The organism is Micromonospora sp. NPDC049139 (assembly GCF_055586845.1).
Window position 1 is genome coordinate 1 of the sequence record NZ_JBVJHK010000010.1, and the last position, 16,298, is coordinate 16,298.

13 protein-coding genes and 1 pseudogene are annotated in these 16,298 nt (G+C 74.6%); 4 read left to right on the plus strand and 10 right to left on the minus strand.

Features of this window, described 5'->3' with window-relative positions:
- Positions 1–91 precede the first annotated feature (91 nt).
- The 7 genes from ACZ6Q9_RS18240 to ACZ6Q9_RS18270 all read right to left on the minus strand — a co-directional run bounded on the left by ACZ6Q9_RS18240 (position 92) and on the right by ACZ6Q9_RS18270 (position 8,870).
- On the minus strand, positions 92–1,732 hold the full coding sequence (locus tag ACZ6Q9_RS18240; protein WP_396829069.1) for a serine/threonine-protein kinase: 1,641 nt from the start codon (positions 1,730–1,732) through the stop codon (positions 92–94).
- Positions 1,733–1,803: 71 nt separating this feature from the next.
- Positions 1,804–3,357 carry a fused MFS/spermidine synthase gene (locus tag ACZ6Q9_RS18245; RefSeq protein ID WP_396829070.1) on the minus strand — a complete coding sequence of 518 codons (1,554 nt, stop codon included), beginning with the start codon at positions 3,355–3,357 and terminating at the stop codon, positions 1,804–1,806.
- A gap of 36 nt (positions 3,358–3,393) precedes the next feature.
- Positions 3,394–4,464, minus strand: coding sequence for a coiled-coil domain-containing protein (locus ACZ6Q9_RS18250; RefSeq protein WP_396829180.1), 1,071 nt, complete (start codon positions 4,462–4,464; stop codon positions 3,394–3,396).
- A gap of 192 nt (positions 4,465–4,656) precedes the next feature.
- Entirely contained in the window at positions 4,657–5,469 is an 813-nt protein-coding gene (locus tag ACZ6Q9_RS18255) for an inositol monophosphatase family protein (RefSeq protein ID WP_393450342.1), read from the minus strand.
- Entirely contained in the window at positions 5,462–5,914 is a 453-nt protein-coding gene (locus ACZ6Q9_RS18260) for a response regulator (RefSeq protein ID WP_091102297.1), read from the minus strand. The genes ACZ6Q9_RS18255 and ACZ6Q9_RS18260 overlap by 8 nt, the downstream gene beginning before the upstream one ends.
- Positions 5,911–7,695 carry a sensor histidine kinase gene (locus ACZ6Q9_RS18265; protein ID WP_393450339.1) on the minus strand — a complete coding sequence of 595 codons (1,785 nt, stop codon included), beginning with the start codon at positions 7,693–7,695 and terminating at the stop codon, positions 5,911–5,913. Before ACZ6Q9_RS18265 ends, ACZ6Q9_RS18260 begins: the two co-directional genes overlap by 4 nt.
- Positions 7,692–8,870 carry a PP2C family protein-serine/threonine phosphatase gene (locus ACZ6Q9_RS18270; RefSeq protein ID WP_393264861.1) on the minus strand — a complete coding sequence of 393 codons (1,179 nt, stop codon included), beginning with the start codon at positions 8,868–8,870 and terminating at the stop codon, positions 7,692–7,694. The genes ACZ6Q9_RS18265 and ACZ6Q9_RS18270 overlap by 4 nt, the downstream gene beginning before the upstream one ends.
- Positions 8,871–9,168: 298 nt before the next feature.
- Between ACZ6Q9_RS18270 and ACZ6Q9_RS18275 the strand changes: the two genes are divergently transcribed.
- Positions 9,169–11,544 carry a M28 family peptidase gene (locus ACZ6Q9_RS18275; protein ID WP_396829071.1) on the plus strand — a complete coding sequence of 792 codons (2,376 nt, stop codon included), beginning with the start codon at positions 9,169–9,171 and terminating at the stop codon, positions 11,542–11,544.
- 19 nt (positions 11,545–11,563) lie between these two features.
- Here ACZ6Q9_RS18275 and ACZ6Q9_RS18280 read toward each other — a convergent pair whose 3' ends face one another.
- The 3 genes from ACZ6Q9_RS18280 to ACZ6Q9_RS18290 all read right to left on the minus strand — a co-directional run bounded on the left by ACZ6Q9_RS18280 (position 11,564) and on the right by ACZ6Q9_RS18290 (position 13,306).
- Positions 11,564–11,818, minus strand: a complete 255-nt coding sequence (locus tag ACZ6Q9_RS18280) for a Smr/MutS family protein (RefSeq protein ID WP_013736060.1) — start codon at positions 11,816–11,818, stop codon at positions 11,564–11,566.
- A gap of 254 nt (positions 11,819–12,072) precedes the next feature.
- On the minus strand, positions 12,073–12,441 hold the full coding sequence (locus ACZ6Q9_RS18285) for a tetratricopeptide repeat protein (RefSeq protein ID WP_393457432.1): 369 nt from the start codon (positions 12,439–12,441) through the stop codon (positions 12,073–12,075).
- A 94-nt stretch (positions 12,442–12,535) separates the two neighbouring features.
- Positions 12,536–13,306 carry an ROK family protein gene (locus tag ACZ6Q9_RS18290; RefSeq protein ID WP_393264855.1) on the minus strand — a complete coding sequence of 257 codons (771 nt, stop codon included), beginning with the start codon at positions 13,304–13,306 and terminating at the stop codon, positions 12,536–12,538.
- Between the two features lie 173 nt (positions 13,307–13,479).
- Between ACZ6Q9_RS18290 and ACZ6Q9_RS18295 the strand changes: the two genes are divergently transcribed.
- From ACZ6Q9_RS18295 to ACZ6Q9_RS18305, 3 genes and pseudogenes are all read left to right on the plus strand, one after another.
- Complete coding sequence (locus ACZ6Q9_RS18295; RefSeq protein WP_396829072.1) at positions 13,480–15,117, plus strand: ABC-F family ATP-binding cassette domain-containing protein; 1,638 nt, start codon at positions 13,480–13,482, stop codon at positions 15,115–15,117.
- A gap of 38 nt (positions 15,118–15,155) precedes the next feature.
- Positions 15,156–15,401: pseudogene (locus ACZ6Q9_RS18300) on the plus strand (hypothetical protein); the annotation flags it as partial.
- Positions 15,402–15,553: 152 nt separating this feature from the next.
- Positions 15,554–16,279, plus strand: a complete 726-nt coding sequence (locus ACZ6Q9_RS18305; RefSeq protein ID WP_393457426.1) for a methyltransferase domain-containing protein — start codon at positions 15,554–15,556, stop codon at positions 16,277–16,279.
- The last annotated feature ends 19 nt before the right edge of the window (positions 16,280–16,298 follow it).

Here is a 16,298-nt window from a genome sequence, read left to right on the forward strand (position 1 = left end):
CGAGGCGACCTCCCCCACCAGCGATCGTCCAACCAGCCGACCTACACCGTCAAGCCAGCCAGCACCTTGACAGCCGATCCCCGATAGGGAATCAGTCGTCGTCATCGTCGGTGTCCCTTTCCTGGCTTGCTTTTTTTCCACCACCCGACCCCTTCCCCTTGCCGGAGTTGTCGGACTTGGCCTTCGAGCCGCCCGTGGAGGTGCCGGCCTTCGTCTTCGGGGTCCTGGTCGTCGGGGCCTTGGTCGTCGGGGCCTTTCTGGTGGGCGCGGTGCTCGGCGCCGAGCCGGCCACGCCGGAGACCTGCACCCCGCAGGTCTCGTCGCCGAGGCGGAACTCCACCGGCAGCGGGTTGACCCCGGTGTGACGGCCGGTCAGCGTGAACTTCTCCGACGCGCCGGGGGCCAACGCCCGCTCCGGGGCCGGCTCCACGAGCACCGTCCGGCCCTGCTGGCGTACGGGCACGGGCACCGACTTCGTCACGGTCTGCTGGCCGGGAAAGGTGAAGCTCATCCGCCAGGCGCGCAGCTCCTGCTGGCCGGTGTTGGTCAGGGTCAGCTCGGCGGCGAAGTCCTTGCCGGAGTCCTTGCGCAGCGTGTACGCCACGCGGCAGGGCGCCGGCTGCTCCGCGCCCATCCGCGCCTGCGTCGGCTGGTCGATGCCGCCGCTGGCCGGGCTGCGGGCGGTCACCCCCCACAGCGCCGCGGTCACCGCCACCAGGCCGGCGGCGGCCACCCCCGCCTCGACCCGGCGGCGCCGGGCCGCCGCCCGCCGGTTGCGCGTACCGGAGAACGGCAGCGCGTCGGTGGCGGCGGACCAGGGCAGGATCGTGGTGCCGGCGCTGGCCAGCTCGGCCGGGTCCACGGGCCCGGCGGCCGGGGAGACGGGCACCGCCGCGATCATGCCGGCCGCCTCCGCGAGCGTCCGGGCGACCTCGGCGGTGCCGGGCCGGTCCTCGGGCCGCTTCGCCAGGCACCGGCGCACCAGGTCGCGCACCTCGTCGGGGAGCCCCGGCACCGGCGGCATCGGCTCCGGGTCGTTGTACATGTGCGCACGCAGCATCTGGGTGGTGGTGCTCGCCTGCCAGGGCAGCCGGCCCGTGAGCATCCGGTAGAGCAGCAGGCCCACCGCGTACACGTCCGTGGCCGGGGAGACCTGGCCGTTGTCGAGCCGCTCCGGGGCGAGGTACGCGGGCGTGCCGAGCAGGGCCCCGTCCGGCCCCTTCTCCTTCTCGCCCACCAGCGCCGAGATGCCGAAGTCGACGACCTTGACGCCGGTGGCGGTCAGCATGATGTTGCCCGGGGTGACGTCCCGGTGCACCACGCCCCGGGCGTGTGCGGTGGCCAGCGCCGAGGTGACCTCCGCGCCGATCGTCACCGCCTCCCGCCAGGGCAGGCTCCCGCGGCGCAGCCGGCCCGTCAGCGACTCGCCGTCGACCAGCTCCATGACGACGTACGGCACGGTCAGGCCGGCCTGCTCGGACTCGCCGTAGTCGTAGACGTTGGTGATGTTGGGGTGGCACAGCCGCGCCGCCGCCTGCGCCTCGATCCGGATGCGGTGCCGGAACGCGCGGTCGGCTGCCAGCCGGGACGCGAGCACCTTGACCGCCACCTGGCGGCCGAGCACCTCGTCGTAGCCCCGCCACACGACGGACATGCCGCCCGCGCCGAGCTGCTCGATCAGCCGGTACCGCTCACCCAGCAGTTGCGCGCCGTCCCGGATCGGTCCACCCATGGGAGTCGTTGTTGCCCCGGACTGCCCCGGCTACACCTCGGCGGTCGGAATCGGTCACCGATGTCACCCGATCAGGCGGTCGCGAGGAGCTGGTCCACCGGGGCGTAGTCGTCGGTCAGCACCAGCGCCTCGCCGACGAAGGCGGTCAGCTCGGCGCCCGCGAGCAGGGTGGCGCCCTCCCGCAGGTCCACCAGCCGGACACGGATCGCGTCCAACGGCAGCGGGGCGTCGGAGGCGACGATGAGGAAGTTGGCGCCCTCCTGCCCGGCGAGCGCCGCCGCCGGGGCGATCACCGCGACGTGCCGGAACTCGGCGGCGACGGTGGCCAGCTCGCTGCGGATGAAGCGCAGCGGCGGGTAGTCGATGACGTTCTGCACGTAGACGCCGCCGGGCCGGGTCACCCGACGGATCTCGGCGGCCATCTCCCGGGTGGCCAGGTGCCAGGGCACCACCAGGTGCCCGAAGGCGTCGCCGACCACGAGGTCCCGGCTGTCGGTCGCCTCCCCCGCCACCAGCATCCGGGCGTCACCCACCACCGCCCGCAGGTCCGGCCCCTGGCGTACGCCCAGCTCGCGCTCGCCCAGCTCGACCAGCCCGCCGTCGATCTCGAACACCACGTTGTCCGTGCCCGGGCGGGTGGCGGTCAGGTAGCGCGGCACGGTGAACCCGCCGCCGCCCAGGTGCAGCGCGTCCAGCCGCTGCCCCTTCGGAGCCACCACGTCGGCCACCGCCCCGATCCAGCGCGTGTACGCGTACTCCAGATGGGTGGGGTCGGCCAGGTCCACGTACGAGTGCTGGGCCGAGTTGAGCAGCAGGGTGCGGCCGGAGTCCCGGCCGGGGTCGGCCTCGACGCTGGCGCAGTGGTAGGCCGTCTCGATGTCGCACGGGTTCGGGGCGACCGTGGTGAGCCCGGCACCGACGAGACCGAGCACGGCCAGGGCCACCTTGGCCCGCGCCGGGCCGGGCAGCTCCGCCCGGTCCTGCCGGCGCAGCCACACCCCGAGACCGAGCCCGGTGAGCCCGAGCGAGGCCGCCAGGGCGAACAGGATGACCGTGCTGGGCAGCGCGGCGACCAGCACGAAACCGGTGCCCAGGGTGGCGGTGATGCCGCCCAGCGTGCCGATGCCGGAGAGCCGGCCGACCACCTGACCCGTGCGCCGCAGGTCGGCGAGCTGGAGCTTGACGACCAGCGGGGTGACCGCGGCGAGCAGGGCCGCCGGCACGAAGACGGCGAGCGCGACGAGCAGCAGGATGGCCGTGGCCGCCCCGCCGCGCAGCACCTCGCCGACGTACCGGACCACGGGCAGGGTGACCGCGGTGGCGATGCCGGCCAGCACCAGCGCCGGGGCCAGCAGGGTGCGCGGGTTGCGCCGATCGGCCAGCCAGCCGCCCGACCACGCCCCGTACGCGATGGCCGCCAGCGCGATGCCGATGACCGAGCTGGTCACCTGGAGGGTCACCCCGACGTACGGCCCGACCAGGCGCAGCGCGACGGTCTCCAGCACCAGGACGGCGCCGCTGGAGAAGAAGACCAGGAACGCGGCGAGCCCGTTGGGCAGGGCCCGGGCGGCCGGCCGCTCCGGCTTGGCCGGCGGGGCCGTGACGTCGGACGATGGGGAGCTCACCCGCGCGATGGTACGCAGGGAACCTGGGGCCGCGGGTCAGTACATCGAGAGATGAACATGGTTCGTGTGGTCGGCGGCGGGGCTGCCGCTGCCGCCGTACGCCCGCCACCCGGTGCCCGGGTGCCAGATCTGCCGGTACCAGATCACGTAGAGCACGCCGAGCCGGCTGGCGTTGCGCACGTGCCAGGCGGCGAGGCTGTCCCCGTACGCCTTGTCCCCGCCGGTGGCGGTCCTGTCCTCGAACCCGTTGGTGGCGGCCGAGAAATCGCAGGCCCGGCCCTTGGGATGCTCACCGGAGCCGCCGCTGCGGTAGCAGGAGACGTGCCGCTTGTAGCCGGCGTTCTGGGTCTGCTGGAGGGCGTTGAGCGTGCGCGGGGTGATGCAGCCGGAGGTGGTGGGGTCGTTCACCGAGCAGGACTCCGAGGGCCAGGAGCCGTCGGGGTTGCGCGGCGCCGGCTTCGCCGAGGAGGAGTTCCCGCCGCTGAAGCCGCCGCTGCTTCCCGAGCTGACCGCCGCGAGCGCCGCCTCGGCCTCCTTCTTCTTCTTCGCCATCACCGCGAGCTGCTTCTGCTGCTCCCGGACCTCGGTGTCGAGGGCGATCTTGGCCTGCCGCGCCTGCTCGCGCGCCTCGGTCAGGTCGCGCAGCCGCCGGCCGTCGCGCTGTGCCATCAGGTCCAGGTGCGCCGCCCGCTCCAGGAACGCCTCGGGCGAGGCGCTGTTGAGCAGCATCGCCGTCGGGGTGAGCCGGCCCACCCGGTACGACTGGGCGGCCACCTCGCCGACCTGTGCGGTCAGCTCGACCAGCCGGCCCTCCAGCGTGGTCAGCTGCCCCGTCAGCGTCTTCTGCCGGCGCTTGGAGTTGTCCAGCTTCGCCTTGGCCTCGATGTGCGCCTTGGCGGTGGCTTCCAGGGCGTCCCGCAGCTTCTTGGTGCCGCCCTCGTTGGGCTCCGCGTACGCGGGCACGGCGCCGCCGCCGAGGAGCAGCGCCACCGCGACGAGCAGGGCGACCAGCGGACGGCGCACGGCCGACGGGGCGGGCAGCGGGCGGCGGGCACGCCGCGCCGACAGGACGATCAGCGGACGACGGCCGCGACGCCCGACGGGCATGGTCCTGCGCACGAAAGCATCCTTTCGTCGGCCGCCAGCCCCGGGTGACAGCGCTGCGCGGCGGCGGCCCCCGCCGGGCGCCGGTCGGCGGCCTGCTGGCGGAGACCGGCGGCCAGGATACCGGACCGGCCGCTCGTGATCAGGCCCGTGACCGCCCCGGCCATCGGACATCGACGTAGTGTCGCATCGACGTCACGCAGCGCCGAGCAGCGCCTCGTGGACCTCCGCCCAGACCCGCTCGCTCGCCGCGACCAGCAGGCCGTGGCCCTCGTCGGCCGGGTGGTAGTCGGTGCCGTCGAAGCGCCGGGCGACGCCGCCGGCCGCCCGGACCAGCAGGGTGCCGGGGGCGTGGTCCCACGGCAGGGTGCGCCAGAACAGCGCGAACTGCTGGTCGCCGGTGAGCACGTCCAGGTATTCCCGGCCGGCGCAGTGCTGGCCGGGGAGCAGCTCGCCGACCCGCCCGCCGCCCGCCTCGACCCGCGCCTTCGCCGCCGGCGGCAGGAACCGCGACATCGCGGCACCGCGCAGCGCGTCCACGGGCGGCGTGTCCACGGCGGTCCGCACCGGCCGGCCGTCCAGCCACGTCCCCTCACCCGCCCGCCCGACGGCCAGCGTGCCGGCGAGCGGGTCGAACACCCAGGCGGCCGCCGGCTCGCCGTCGGTCAGCAGCGCCACCATCAACGCGAACGGCCGCCGGCCGGCCGCGAAGTTCGACGTGCCGTCGACCGGGTCGACCAGCCAGACGTCGCCGGACCCGCGCAGGTGGCGCAGCAGGCCCGGGTCGTCGGCGACGCCCTCCTCGCCGACCACCACCGAGCCGGGGCGCAGCCGGCGCAGGGCCGCCGAGATCATCTCCTCGGCACGACGGTCGGCGACGGTGACCAGCTCGCCCGGCGCCTTCTCGGTGACGTCGGCGTCGTCCAGCTTGCGGAACAGCGGCAGCACGACCTGGTCGGCGGTCTCGTGCAGCAGCCCACCGACGTCGTCGAGGAGGGTGTCAGCCACGCGGCGGCAGCTTGACCACGCTGACGAAGAACTCGTCGATCTGCCGGACCACGGAGATGAACCGCTCGAAGTCCACCGGCTTGGTCACGTACGCGTTCGCGTGCAGCTGGTAGCTGCGCAGGATGTCCTCGTCGGCCTGGGAGGTGGTCAGCACCACGACCGGGATGCGGCAGAGCTGCTCGTCCTTCTTGATCTCCTCCAGCACCTCCCGCCCGTCCCGGCGGGGCAGGTTCAGGTCGAGCAGGACCAGGTCCGGGGTCACCGCGTCCGCGTACTGGCCCTCGCGCCGCAGGTAGGCCAGCGCCTCGGCGCCGTCCGAGACGACGGTCAGCCGGTTGCGGAGCTTGTGCTCCTCGAAGGCCTCCTGGGTCATCAACACGTCGCCCGGGTCGTCCTCGACCAGCAGGACCTCGATCGGGCTCTTGCCGTCCGCCGGTGCGGTCATCCCACCGTCTCCCTCATGTCACCCGTTCTACCGCCTGCCGGCGCCCGGTCGGGGCCGTCCGTGGCGTCCGTCTCGTCGCCGGAACCAGTGGCCTGCTCCGGCACGCCGGTCGCCCCGCCGATCGTCCCGCCGTCGTCCTCGGCCCCGCTCGTGCCGTCGCCGTCCCCGGCGTCGTCGGTCGCCGGCCCGTCGGTCGCGGGCCCGTCGGCATCGGCGGCGGCGGTCGCCGCCTCGACGTCCTCGGGCAGCGCGGGGAGGGTGAAGCGGATCGCGGTGCCCTCCTCGGTGCCGGTGTCCACCCAGACCCGGCCGCCGTGGTACTCCACGATCTTCTTGACGATCGCCAGGCCGATCCCGGTGCCCGGGTACGCGTCCTTGGCGTGCAGCCGCTGGAAGATGACGAAGATCTTGTCGGCGAATTCCGGCTCGATCCCAATGCCGTTGTCCTGGCAGCTGATCTCCCACTCGTCGCCGACCAGCCGGGCCGAGACGTGCACCTTCGGCGGCACGTCGGGGCGGCGGAACTTGATCGAGTTGCTGACGAGGTTGGCCAGCAGGTTGGTCAGCAGCGGCTCCTCGCCGCGGATGACGGGCAGCTCGCCCCAGGTCAGCTCGGCGTCGGCGTACTGCCGGGCGGCCTCGGTCTGGCCGGCCACGTCGCCCATGACCTTGTTCATGTCGACCTCGGTGAAGCCGGTGGTGAGCCGACCGATCCGGGAGAACGCCAGCAGGTCGTTGATCAGGCGCTGCATCCGCTGCGCACCGTCGACGGCGAACGCGATGTACTGGTCGGCCCGCTCGTCCAACTGCCCCGCGTACCGGCGCTGGAGGAGCTGGCAGAAGCTGGCCACCTTGCGCAGCGGCTCCTGCAGGTCGTGCGAGGCGACGTACGCGAACTGCTCCAGGTCGCGGTTGGAGCGGGTGAGTTCCTCGGCCTGCTTCTGGAGCTGGCTGTTGACCCACTCGATCCGCTCCCGGGCCTCCCGTACCTCGTCCAGCTCCTTGGCGATCTTGCGCCGCATGGCGTCGACGTCGCCGGCGAGCCGGACGAACTCGGGCGGGCCGGCGCCGGTGATGCCGTGCCGGTAGTCGCCCTCGGCGACCTCCCGGACCTGGTCGGCCAGCCCGGTCAGCGGGCGGACCACCATCTTGTCCAGCGAGATCAGCAGCATGCTGCCGGCGATGACCACCACCGCGACGGCGGCGATCAGCAGGACGACCAGCTGGTCGCTCGTCCGCCGGACGTCCGCGGCGCTCTGCTGCCGGGCCTCGATGATCTTCGACTGGAGGTTCTCCAGGGCGCCGCGGACCTGGTCGAACTGCGCCCGGGCCTGGTCGGTGACGAGCGCCTGCCCGGCGGCGGTGCCGCTCTGCTCCGTCGTGGTGATCACCGGCACCGCCACCGACCGGCGCCAGGCCTCGGCCCGCTCCTCGACGACCCGCAGCTCCGCCCGGATGCCCGGGTAGTCGTCGAGCAGCCGCTGCATCGCGGCGACCAGGTCGCGCTCCTGCGCCCGGCCGGCGTCGTACGGGGCCAAGTCGGCAGGGTCGCCGCTGACCGCGTAGCCGCGCACGGCGGTCTCCTGGTCCAGCAGCGCGTTCAGCACCTCCTGCGCCTGCACCCGCAGCGGGCCGGTCTTGTTCAGGATCGCGTCGATGTGCGTCCGGTTCTTCGCCGCCACGACGACCGCGCCACCGGCCAGACCGACCAGGAGCAGCGCGACGACGGCGAGCAGGGTGACGACCCGCTGACGCAGGGTCCACTCGCGGACTCCGGTCACCGGCCACCGCCCCGGCTGACCAGCAGCATGGCGACGTCGTCGGCGAGCGGCCCGCCGTTGAGCTGCTCGGCGCTCCCGACCAGCCAGGCCGGCAGCTCGGCCAGCGGCACGGCGAGACTCGCCGGGTCGGCGAGCAGGCCGCCCAGGCCGGGCACGTCGAGGCGTTCGTCGCCCTCGCCGACCCGCCCCTCGATCAGCCCGTCGGTGTACATCAACAGGGACCAGTCATCGGTGTCGAACTCCAGGTCGTAGGCCACGGGCCGGCGGGGTCGTACGCCGAGCAGCAGGCCGCCGGGCGCCGGAACGGGCACCACCTTGCCGCCGGCGAGCAGCAGCGGCGGCGGGTGCCCGGCCAGCCGGACGGTGGCCCGGTTGGCGTCGAGGTCCAGCCGCGCGGTGGCGACGGTCGCGAAGATCTCCTGGAGGCGGCGCTCGCTCATCAGCACCTGCTCCAGCGCCGGCAGCACCTCGTCGTCCGGCACGCCGGCGAGGATCAGCGCCCGCCAGGCGACCCGGAGCTCCACGCCGAGCGCCGCCTCGTCCACGCCGTGCCCACAGACGTCGCCCACGATCAGCTCCAGCCGGTCGGGGCTCGTCTGCACCACGTCGAAGAAGTCGCCGCCGATCAGGGCGGCGTGCCGGCCGGGCCGGTAGAAGGTGTGCACCGCGACCTCGTCGGTCGTCATCAGCGGCTGCGGCAGCAGGCCCCGTTCGAGGCGGGCGGACTCGGCCTGGCGCAGCTCGACCTCGCGCAGCCGCCGCGCGTTCTCGTCGGCCCGCTTGCGCTCCACCGCGTAGCGCAGCGCGCGGGTCAGCAGCACCCCGTCGACCTCGCCCTTGACCAGGTAGTCCTGCGCGCCCTCGGCGACCGCGACGATGCCGAGGTGCTCGTCGGAGCGGCCGGTCAGCACGCAGACCGCGGCGCCGCTGGCCATCTCCAGCACCTGGCGCAGGCCGTCGAGGCCCTGCGCGTCGGGCAGGCCGAGGTCGAGCAGGACGCAGTCGACGCCCACCACCCGCCGCCGGGCCTCGCTGAGGCTCGTCGCCACCAGCAGCTCGATCATGGAGTTGGTCTCGGCGAGCAGCTCGCCGACCAGGAAGGCGTCGCCCTCGTCGTCCTCGACCAGCAGCACCCGCAGCCGCTCACCCGGAGGCAGGTTGGGGTGCCTTCCCATGCCGCCGTGCGGGTACGGCACGACAGGAGAACCGGCCGAGCCGGCCCCCCGGTGCGGCCGGGTCACCGCCGCGAGACGCGGGAGTTCGCTGGTGATGTCGGGCTCCTTCCGAGTGCCCTGCTGATCCTGTATTAGACAACGTTCGCACACAACACGACGGGCGCCGCAGGCGCGGGCATGGGCCGGATCACCGCCGCCGGGCGGCCCGGGCGCTGCCCCGCCCGTCCGGGGGAGTCCCGCGGGCGCCGCCCCGGTGCAGGATTGGTGCCACCCCTGGCCCCACCCCCGAGGAGTCCCCGTGGGCGCACCCACCACCCGCGCCGCCGACCGTGCGCTCGCCCGGCCACGCCGCCGGTTGGCCGCCGCCGCGGCGGCGCTCGTCGCGCTCGTCGCCGTCGGCGCCGGCACGCTGCTCGACCTGCGCACCCCGGCGCCGCGACCGGCCGACGCGCCGCCCGGCGAGTTCAGCGCGGGTCGGGCGTACGAGCACGTCAAGGTCGTCGCGGCGCGGACGCACGTGGCCGGCAGCCCGGCCAACGACCAGGTCCGCGCCCACGTCGAGGGGGTGCTGCGCGGCCTCGGCCTGGAGACGGAGGTGCAGGACACCGTCGCGCCCGAGGCCGGCCAGCTCAGCGGGGCGGCCGGCGGCGCCACCCTGGCCCGGGTCCGCAACGTGGTGGCCCGGCTCCCGGGCACCGATCCGACCGGCCGGGTCTTCCTCGTCGCGCACTACGACTCGGTCCAGTCCGGGCCCGGCGGCAACGACGACGCCGCCGGCACCTCGGCGAGCCTGGAGGTGGCCCGCGCGCTGGCCGCCGGCCCCCGTCCGCGCAACGACATCGTCTTCGTGCTCACCGACGCCGAGGAGGCGTGCCTGTGCGGGGCGTCGGCGTTCGCGTCGGGCCACCCCCTGGCGGCCGACGGCGGGGTGGTGCTCAACCTGGAGGCGCGCGGCTCCACCGGCCCGGTGATCATGTTCGAGACCTCGCGGAAAAACGCGGCGCTGGTGGACGCCTTCGGCCGGGGCGCGCCGCACCCGGTCGGCACGTCGTTCGCGGTGGAGATCTACCGGGCGCTGCCCAACGACACCGACTTCACCGCGTTCCTCGACGCCGACTTCGTCGGGCTGAACTCGGCGTACATCGACGGCGGGGCGATCTACCACACCCCGCTGGACACCCCGGCGGCCATGGACCGGGCCAGCCTCCAGCACCACGGCGACAACGCCCTCGGCCTCGCCCGCGAGTTCGGCCGGGTCGACCTGACGGCGCTGGAGTCCGGGCACGACGCCACCTACTTCCCGGTGCCCGGCGGGCTGGTCCGCTACCCCGGCTGGCTGAGCCTGCCGCTGGCGCTGCTCGCGCTCGCCGCCGTGGTGGCCCTCGGCTGGCTGGCTCGGCGGCGCGGCCGCGTCACCGGGGGCCGGCTCGCCGCCGGGTTCGGGCTGACGCTGGCACCGATCGTGATCGCCCCGCTCGCCGCCCAACTGCTCTGGGCGGCGGTCACCGCGGTCCGCCCCGGCTACGCCGAACTGCTCGACCCGTACCGGCCCGCCTGGTACCGGCTGGCCGTGGTGGCGCTCGCCGCCGCCGTCCTGTTCGCCTGGTACGCGCTGACCCGCCGCCGGGTCGGCCCGGCCGCGCTCGCGATCGGCGCGCTGGGCTGGCTGGCCCTGCTCGGGGTGCTGCTCGCCGTGCTGGTGCCCGGCGGGGCGTACCTGGTCACCCTGCCGGCCCTGGCCGGCGCGCTGGCCGGGTTGGTCGCGGTGGGCGCGCGGATCGACGGCCCGTGGCCGGTGGTCGCGGCGACCCTGGCCGCAGCGGTGGCCGTGGTGGTCCTGCTGCCCACCGTCGTACTGCTGTTCCCGGCGCTCGGCATGGCGATGGGCGGCGTCGCGGCGCTGGTCGCGGTGCTGCTCGGCCTGGCCGCGCTGCCGGTGGTCGACCTCCTGCACCCGCAGGCCGGCGGCCAACGGGGCATGGTCGCCCTGCGCGCCCGCCGGCTCGGCGCGCTGCCGGCCGCAGCCGCCGCGCTGGCGGCGGTGGTGTTCGCCGGGGTCGGGCTCGCCGTCGACCGCTTCGACGCCGCGCACCCCGCGCCCACCCACCTGATGTACGCCCTCGACGCCGGCACCGGGCAGGCCCGCTGGCTCTCCCACGAGGAGGACCCGCAGCCGTGGACCGACGGCTACGTCGACGGGGTCGTCGAGGTCGCCGACTTCCCCGGCCTCGGCGACGCCGAGCTGCGCGTCGGTCCGGCGCAGGCGGCGAACCTGCCCGCGCCGAAGCTGGAGGTGCTCTCGGACACCACCGCCGGCACCGAGCGCACCCTGCGCCTGCGGCTCGTCCCGCAGCGCCAGGTCCGCCTGGCCACCCTGCACGTCGACTCGGCGACCGCGACGGTGCTACGCGCGGAGGTGGCCGGCCGGCCGGTGCCGGCGGAGGCCCGGGAGGGCCGCTGGGGCTTCGGCGTGGTCTTCCACGCCCCACCGCCGGAGGGCGTCGAGGTGACCCTTACCGTCACGCCGAAGGCGGGGCAGATGGCGCTGCGCGCGATGGACGCCAGCGACGGTCTGGACGCGCTGCCCGGCTTCCGGCCCCGCCCGCCCGGCGTGGGGGTGGTCGGCTCGCACAGCTCGGAGATGCTGGCGGTCGCCCGCACCTACTCCCTCTAGTCGCAGGAGCGTCCCGGCACTACTTCCAGCGGAAGTGCACGAAGAGGCGACCGAAGTTCTTCGAGTCCTTCTCGACGCGGTGGTAGAGCTGCTTGACGTCCTTCTGGTCGAGGAAGCGCAGCACCCGCTTCTTGAGCTGGCCGGAGCCCTTGCCGGGGATGATCTCGACCAGGGTGGCCTTCTTCGCCACCGCCTCGTCCATGATCCCGCGCAGGGCCCGGTCGATGTCGTGACCCTTGTTGAAGATGTCGTGCAGGTCCAGCTTCAGCTTCATCGCGCAGCCACCGGCAGGTCACGTCCCATAACGCCGATGGTAGGCCGCCCGGCGCGCTCCGCCCCACCCCCGCACGGGTGGAACACCACGGTTGTCATCAGACCCGTTTGACAGCCACGGCGTTCCACTCGTCGCGCAAGCTACCCGGCGGCGCCCGGCGTTGCGCTGCATCCGGTGACGACCGTACGGACGGGGCAGCCCTGTCGAGCTGCCCCGTCCGTGCGCCCGCTCCCCGGGCGTCGGGTCGTCCGCCGTCAGCGACCGCCCGCGACCCGGGTCTGCACCCGGTCCAGGGCGGTGCGGTAGTCGTCGTTGCCGCTGTGCATCGCCGCCGCGATGCGCAGGTGCCGCAGCGCGTCGGCGTGCCGGTTCAGCCGCTCCAGCGTCCGGCCCAGCACGTGGTGGGCGTAGTGGTCGCTGGGGTCGCGGTCGACCAGTTCGCGGAGCTGCTCCTCGGCCCGGTTGAGCTGGGCCGACTGGAAGTACGCCCGGGCCAGCAGCTGCCGCACCGACGAGTTGTCGGGCTCGGCCGCCACGATCGGTTCGAGCAGCCGGGCCGCTCCGGTCGGGTCACCGGCCTCGAAGAACATGGTCGCCCGCCGGTACTCGGCCAGAAGATCCATTCGACCCACCCCCTCGTGTCACGCCGCACTTCTCCCGACGCTGGCACAACACCCGGCGTACCGCGACTGTTCCCCGGGCGGAACGCGGGCGGGATCAGGTGGGGGCGCCGTGCCGGCCGGCGACCAGGTCCCAGGCGCGTACGCCGCCGACGATGCCCGCCGTGTTGGGCACCACCACCACGTCGTCGCCCATCCGGGCGAGCTGCTCGGGCCGGATCAGGCGCGAGTTGCCGCCGCCCAGGTAGAGCCGGTCCCAGCGGAACACCGGGCGCAGCCCGTCCACGACCTGCCGGATCCGGCGGGACCAGAACGCGTCCCCGAGTCGGCGCCGCTCCGGCTCCCCCACGTACGTGTCGTAGGTGGTGCCCCAGCGCACCGGGGCGTGGGACAGCTCCAGGTGGGGGGCGAGCACCCCGCCGTCGAAGAGCGCGCTGCCCAGCCCGGTGCCGAGGGTCAGCACCAGCTCGCAGCCGGTCCCGGCGACCACCCCGGCGCCGTGCACCTCGGCGTCGTTGAGCACCAGCGCCGGCACGCCGAACGCCTCGGCGAGCGCGGTCCGCGCGTCGTACCCGGACCACTCCGCCAGCAGGCCCGGGTCGACCTTCGAGCGGGGGCCGGAGCGGGTCACGTAGTGCGGGGTGGCGACCACCACGCCGTGCCGGATCATCCCCGGCATGCCGACGGTCAGCCGGTCCGCCGCGGGCAGCCGGCCGCCCAGGTCGAGCAGCGTCTTGACGAACAGGGCCGGCGGCAGCGGGTACGGCGTGGGCACCCGCAGCGGCCGGGCGCGCATCGTGCCCGCCTCGTCCAGCACGGACCCCTTGATCCCGCCGCCGCCACAGTCGATCGCCAGAGTGGTCACCACCTGAGCAGTGTGCCGTGCGCCTCCCGAGCCTGGTTCGCGATCTTGGACTTTCGGCCCCACGTTCGCGGCTTTCGCCCCACTCGTCCGGGCACGAAGTGCAAGATCGCGGAGGCGGCGGGGGCGGGGAGGCGAGCGGGTGGGGAGGGGTGGGGGGCGGGATAGGGTCGCGGTTGATGAGCGCGACGATGATCGTCAAGGGGCTGGCCGCGGGGCACGGGGACCGGGCGCTGTTCGCCGGGCTGGACCTGGTGGTCGCGCCGGGGGACGTGGTGGGGCTGGTCGGGGTGAACGGGGCGGGCAAGTCGACGCTGCTGCGCACCCTCGCCGGGTTGCTGCCGGTGGAGGCCGGGAGCATCGCGCTCAGCCCGCCCACGGCGAGCGTCGGGCACCTGCCGCAGGAGCCGGAGCGGCGCGCCGGCGAGACCGTCCGGGACTTCCTCGCCCGGCGCACCGGGGTCACCGCCGCGCAGGCCGCGTTGGACGCGGCGACCACGGCGCTCACCGACGGCGCGCCCGGCGCGGACGACGACTACGCCGAGGCGCTGGAGCGCTGGCTCGGCCTGGGCGGGGCGGACCTGGAGGAGCGCGCCGAACAGGTCGCCGCCGAGCTGGGCCTCACGGTCGACCTGGACCACCCGATGACCGGGCTCTCCGGCGGCCAGGCCGCCCGCGCCGGGCTGGCCTCGCTGCTGCTCAGCCGCTACGACGTCTTCCTGCTCGACGAGCCGACCAACGACCTGGACCTGGCCGGCCTGGAGCGGCTGGAGGAGTTCGTCACCGGGCTGCGGGCCGGCACGGTGCTGGTCAGCCACGACCGCGAGTTCCTCACCCGCACGGTGACCCGGGTGCTGGAGCTGGACCTGCACCAGCAGCAGATCCGGCACTACGGCGGCGGCTACGCCGCCTACCTGGAGGAGCGCGAGGTGGCCCGCCGGCACGCCCGCGAGGAGTACGAGGAGTACGCCGACACCCGGGCCGGGCTGGAGGCGCGCGCCCGCACGCAACGGGCCTGGATGGAGAAGGGCGTGAAGAACGCCCGCCGCAAGGCCACCGACAACGACAAGATCGGCCGCAAGTTCCGCTCCGAGGCGACCGAGAAGCAGGCGGCCAAGGCCAAGCAGACCGAGCGGCTGATCGAGCGGCTGGAGGTGGTCGAGGAGCCCCGCAAGGAGTGGGAGCTGCGGATGGAGATCGCCGCGGCGCCCCGCGCCGGCGCCGTCGTGGCCTCGCTGCGCGACGCCGTCGTACGCCGGGGCGGCTTCACCCTCGGCCCGGTGACCCTCCAGGTCGACTGGGCGGACCGGGTGGCGGTGACCGGAGCGAACGGCTCCGGCAAGTCCACGCTGCTCGCCGCCCTGCTGGGCCGGCTCCCCCTCGACGAGGGGCACGCCGCGCTCGGCCCGGGCGTGGTGGTCGGCGAGGTGGACCAGGCCCGGGGGCTCTTCCTCGGCGACGCGCCGCTGATCGACGCGTTCCGCGCCGCCGTGCCGGACCTGTCGCCGGCGGACGCGCGGACGCTGCTGGCCAAGTTCGGCCTGCGCGCGGCGCACGTGCTGCGCCCGGCGGCGACCCTGTCCCCGGGCGAGCGGACCCGGGCGGCGCTGGCGCTGCTCCAGGGGCGCGGGGTGAACCTGCTGGTGCTGGACGAGCCGACGAACCACCTGGACCTGCCGGCCATCGAGCAGTTGGAGTCCGCGCTGGCCAACTACCCGGGAACGCTGCTGCTGGTCACCCACGACCGGCGGATGCTCGACGCGGTGCAGACCAACCGGCGGCTGCGGGTGGCCGCCGGACGGATCGCCGAGGATTGATCCGTGCCGACCCGCTCGCGGCGGGTGACAATGACCCCATGCTCAAGTGGGAGTACGCGCTGCTGGTCCGCCGCCGCCAGGCGGCCACCAACGACATCGGCTGGGAGGTCGTCTTCGTCTGGTACGGCCCGGACGGCTCCATGGTCGACGTGACGCCCTACGGCGACACCGCGCTGGCCCACCTGAACCGGGCCGGCGACCAGGGCTGGGAGCTGGTGGCCATGAGCGAGGACCCGTCCCTGCCCGGCAACAACGAGCTGCACCGCTACCACCTCAAGCGGCCCAAGCCGGCCGCCCCGCCGCCTCGGCAGCGGATGCGCGGCGGCGGTCGCCCCCGGCGGACGATCACCGGCTGACCGCCCCGGCTCGCGGCAGGGCGTGTCGCGGGGCATATCGGGCGGAGATCCGGGTAACGGCCCGCGGGAGGTGGACCCGGATGGTCGCGCTGGGACAGACCCCGCCCTCGGCCGAGCGGCTGCGGGCGATCGACGTATTCCTCGCCGAGGCGTGGGCCGACCAGGCCCGGCACGACGACCGGCTGCGCGACCTCCCGGTGGAGGTGCGCTTCGACCGGGGGGTGGCCCACCTCGGCGGCGAGGTCGCGGAGCAGTCCGACCTGCGCCTGGTCCGGGACCGGGTGGGCCGGCTCGACGGGGTGTTCGGCGTCTGGTGCCGGGTACGCGTCGGCGGGCGCGACCCGGTCGTGGTCGACCTGGGCTGCGGCGCCACCAAGCAGTGGCCGGGCAACCTGGGGCTGGACATCTACCCCGCCCCGGGGGTGAACGCGGTGGCCGATCTCTCCGCCTCGCTGCCGCTGGCCGACGACTCGGTGGACGTGCTGTTCGCGGTGCACATCCTGGAGCACCTGGTCGACTTCCTGCCGCTGGTCGACGAGTGCCACCGGGTGCTCCGGCCGGGCGGCGTGCTGCACGTGATGAGCCCGTGGTGGCGGCACGTGAACGCCGTCGCCGACCCGACCCACGTCCGGCTGCTCGACGTGCAGACCGTCAAGGGGATCTGCCTGCAGCGCCCCCCGGGCACCCCGCGCTGGTATCCGCTGCACGTCGGCTGCGACGGCGCCTCGATCTTCGCCGACCTCACCCCGCTGACCCCGGACGCGGCGGGCCCCACCCCCGCCCACCTGGCCCGCTTCTTCGACTGACCCGGCCCGACGGGCAGCC

Bases quoted from the DNA above. Each gene is read 5' to 3' on its own strand.
- ACZ6Q9_RS18305 (WP_393457426.1), top strand. From the start codon at position 15,554: ATGGTCGCGCTGGGACAGACCCCGCCCTCGGCCGAGCGGCTGCGGGCG.
- ACZ6Q9_RS18295 (WP_396829072.1), top strand. From the start codon at position 13,480: ATGAGCGCGACGATGATCGTCAAGGGGCTGGCCGCGGGGCACGGGGAC.
- ACZ6Q9_RS18280 (WP_013736060.1), bottom strand. From the start codon at position 11,818: ATGAAGCTGAAGCTGGACCTGCACGACATCTTCAACAAGGGTCACGAC.
- ACZ6Q9_RS18285 (WP_393457432.1), bottom strand. From the start codon at position 12,441: ATGGATCTTCTGGCCGAGTACCGGCGGGCGACCATGTTCTTCGAGGCC.
- ACZ6Q9_RS18240 (WP_396829069.1), bottom strand. From the start codon at position 1,732: ATGGGTGGACCGATCCGGGACGGCGCGCAACTGCTGGGTGAGCGGTAC.
- ACZ6Q9_RS18260 (WP_091102297.1), bottom strand. From the start codon at position 5,914: ATGACCGCACCGGCGGACGGCAAGAGCCCGATCGAGGTCCTGCTGGTC.
- ACZ6Q9_RS18270 (WP_393264861.1), bottom strand. From the start codon at position 8,870: ATGGGAAGGCACCCCAACCTGCCTCCGGGTGAGCGGCTGCGGGTGCTG.
- ACZ6Q9_RS18250 (WP_396829180.1), bottom strand. From the start codon at position 4,464: ATGCCCGTCGGGCGTCGCGGCCGTCGTCCGCTGATCGTCCTGTCGGCG.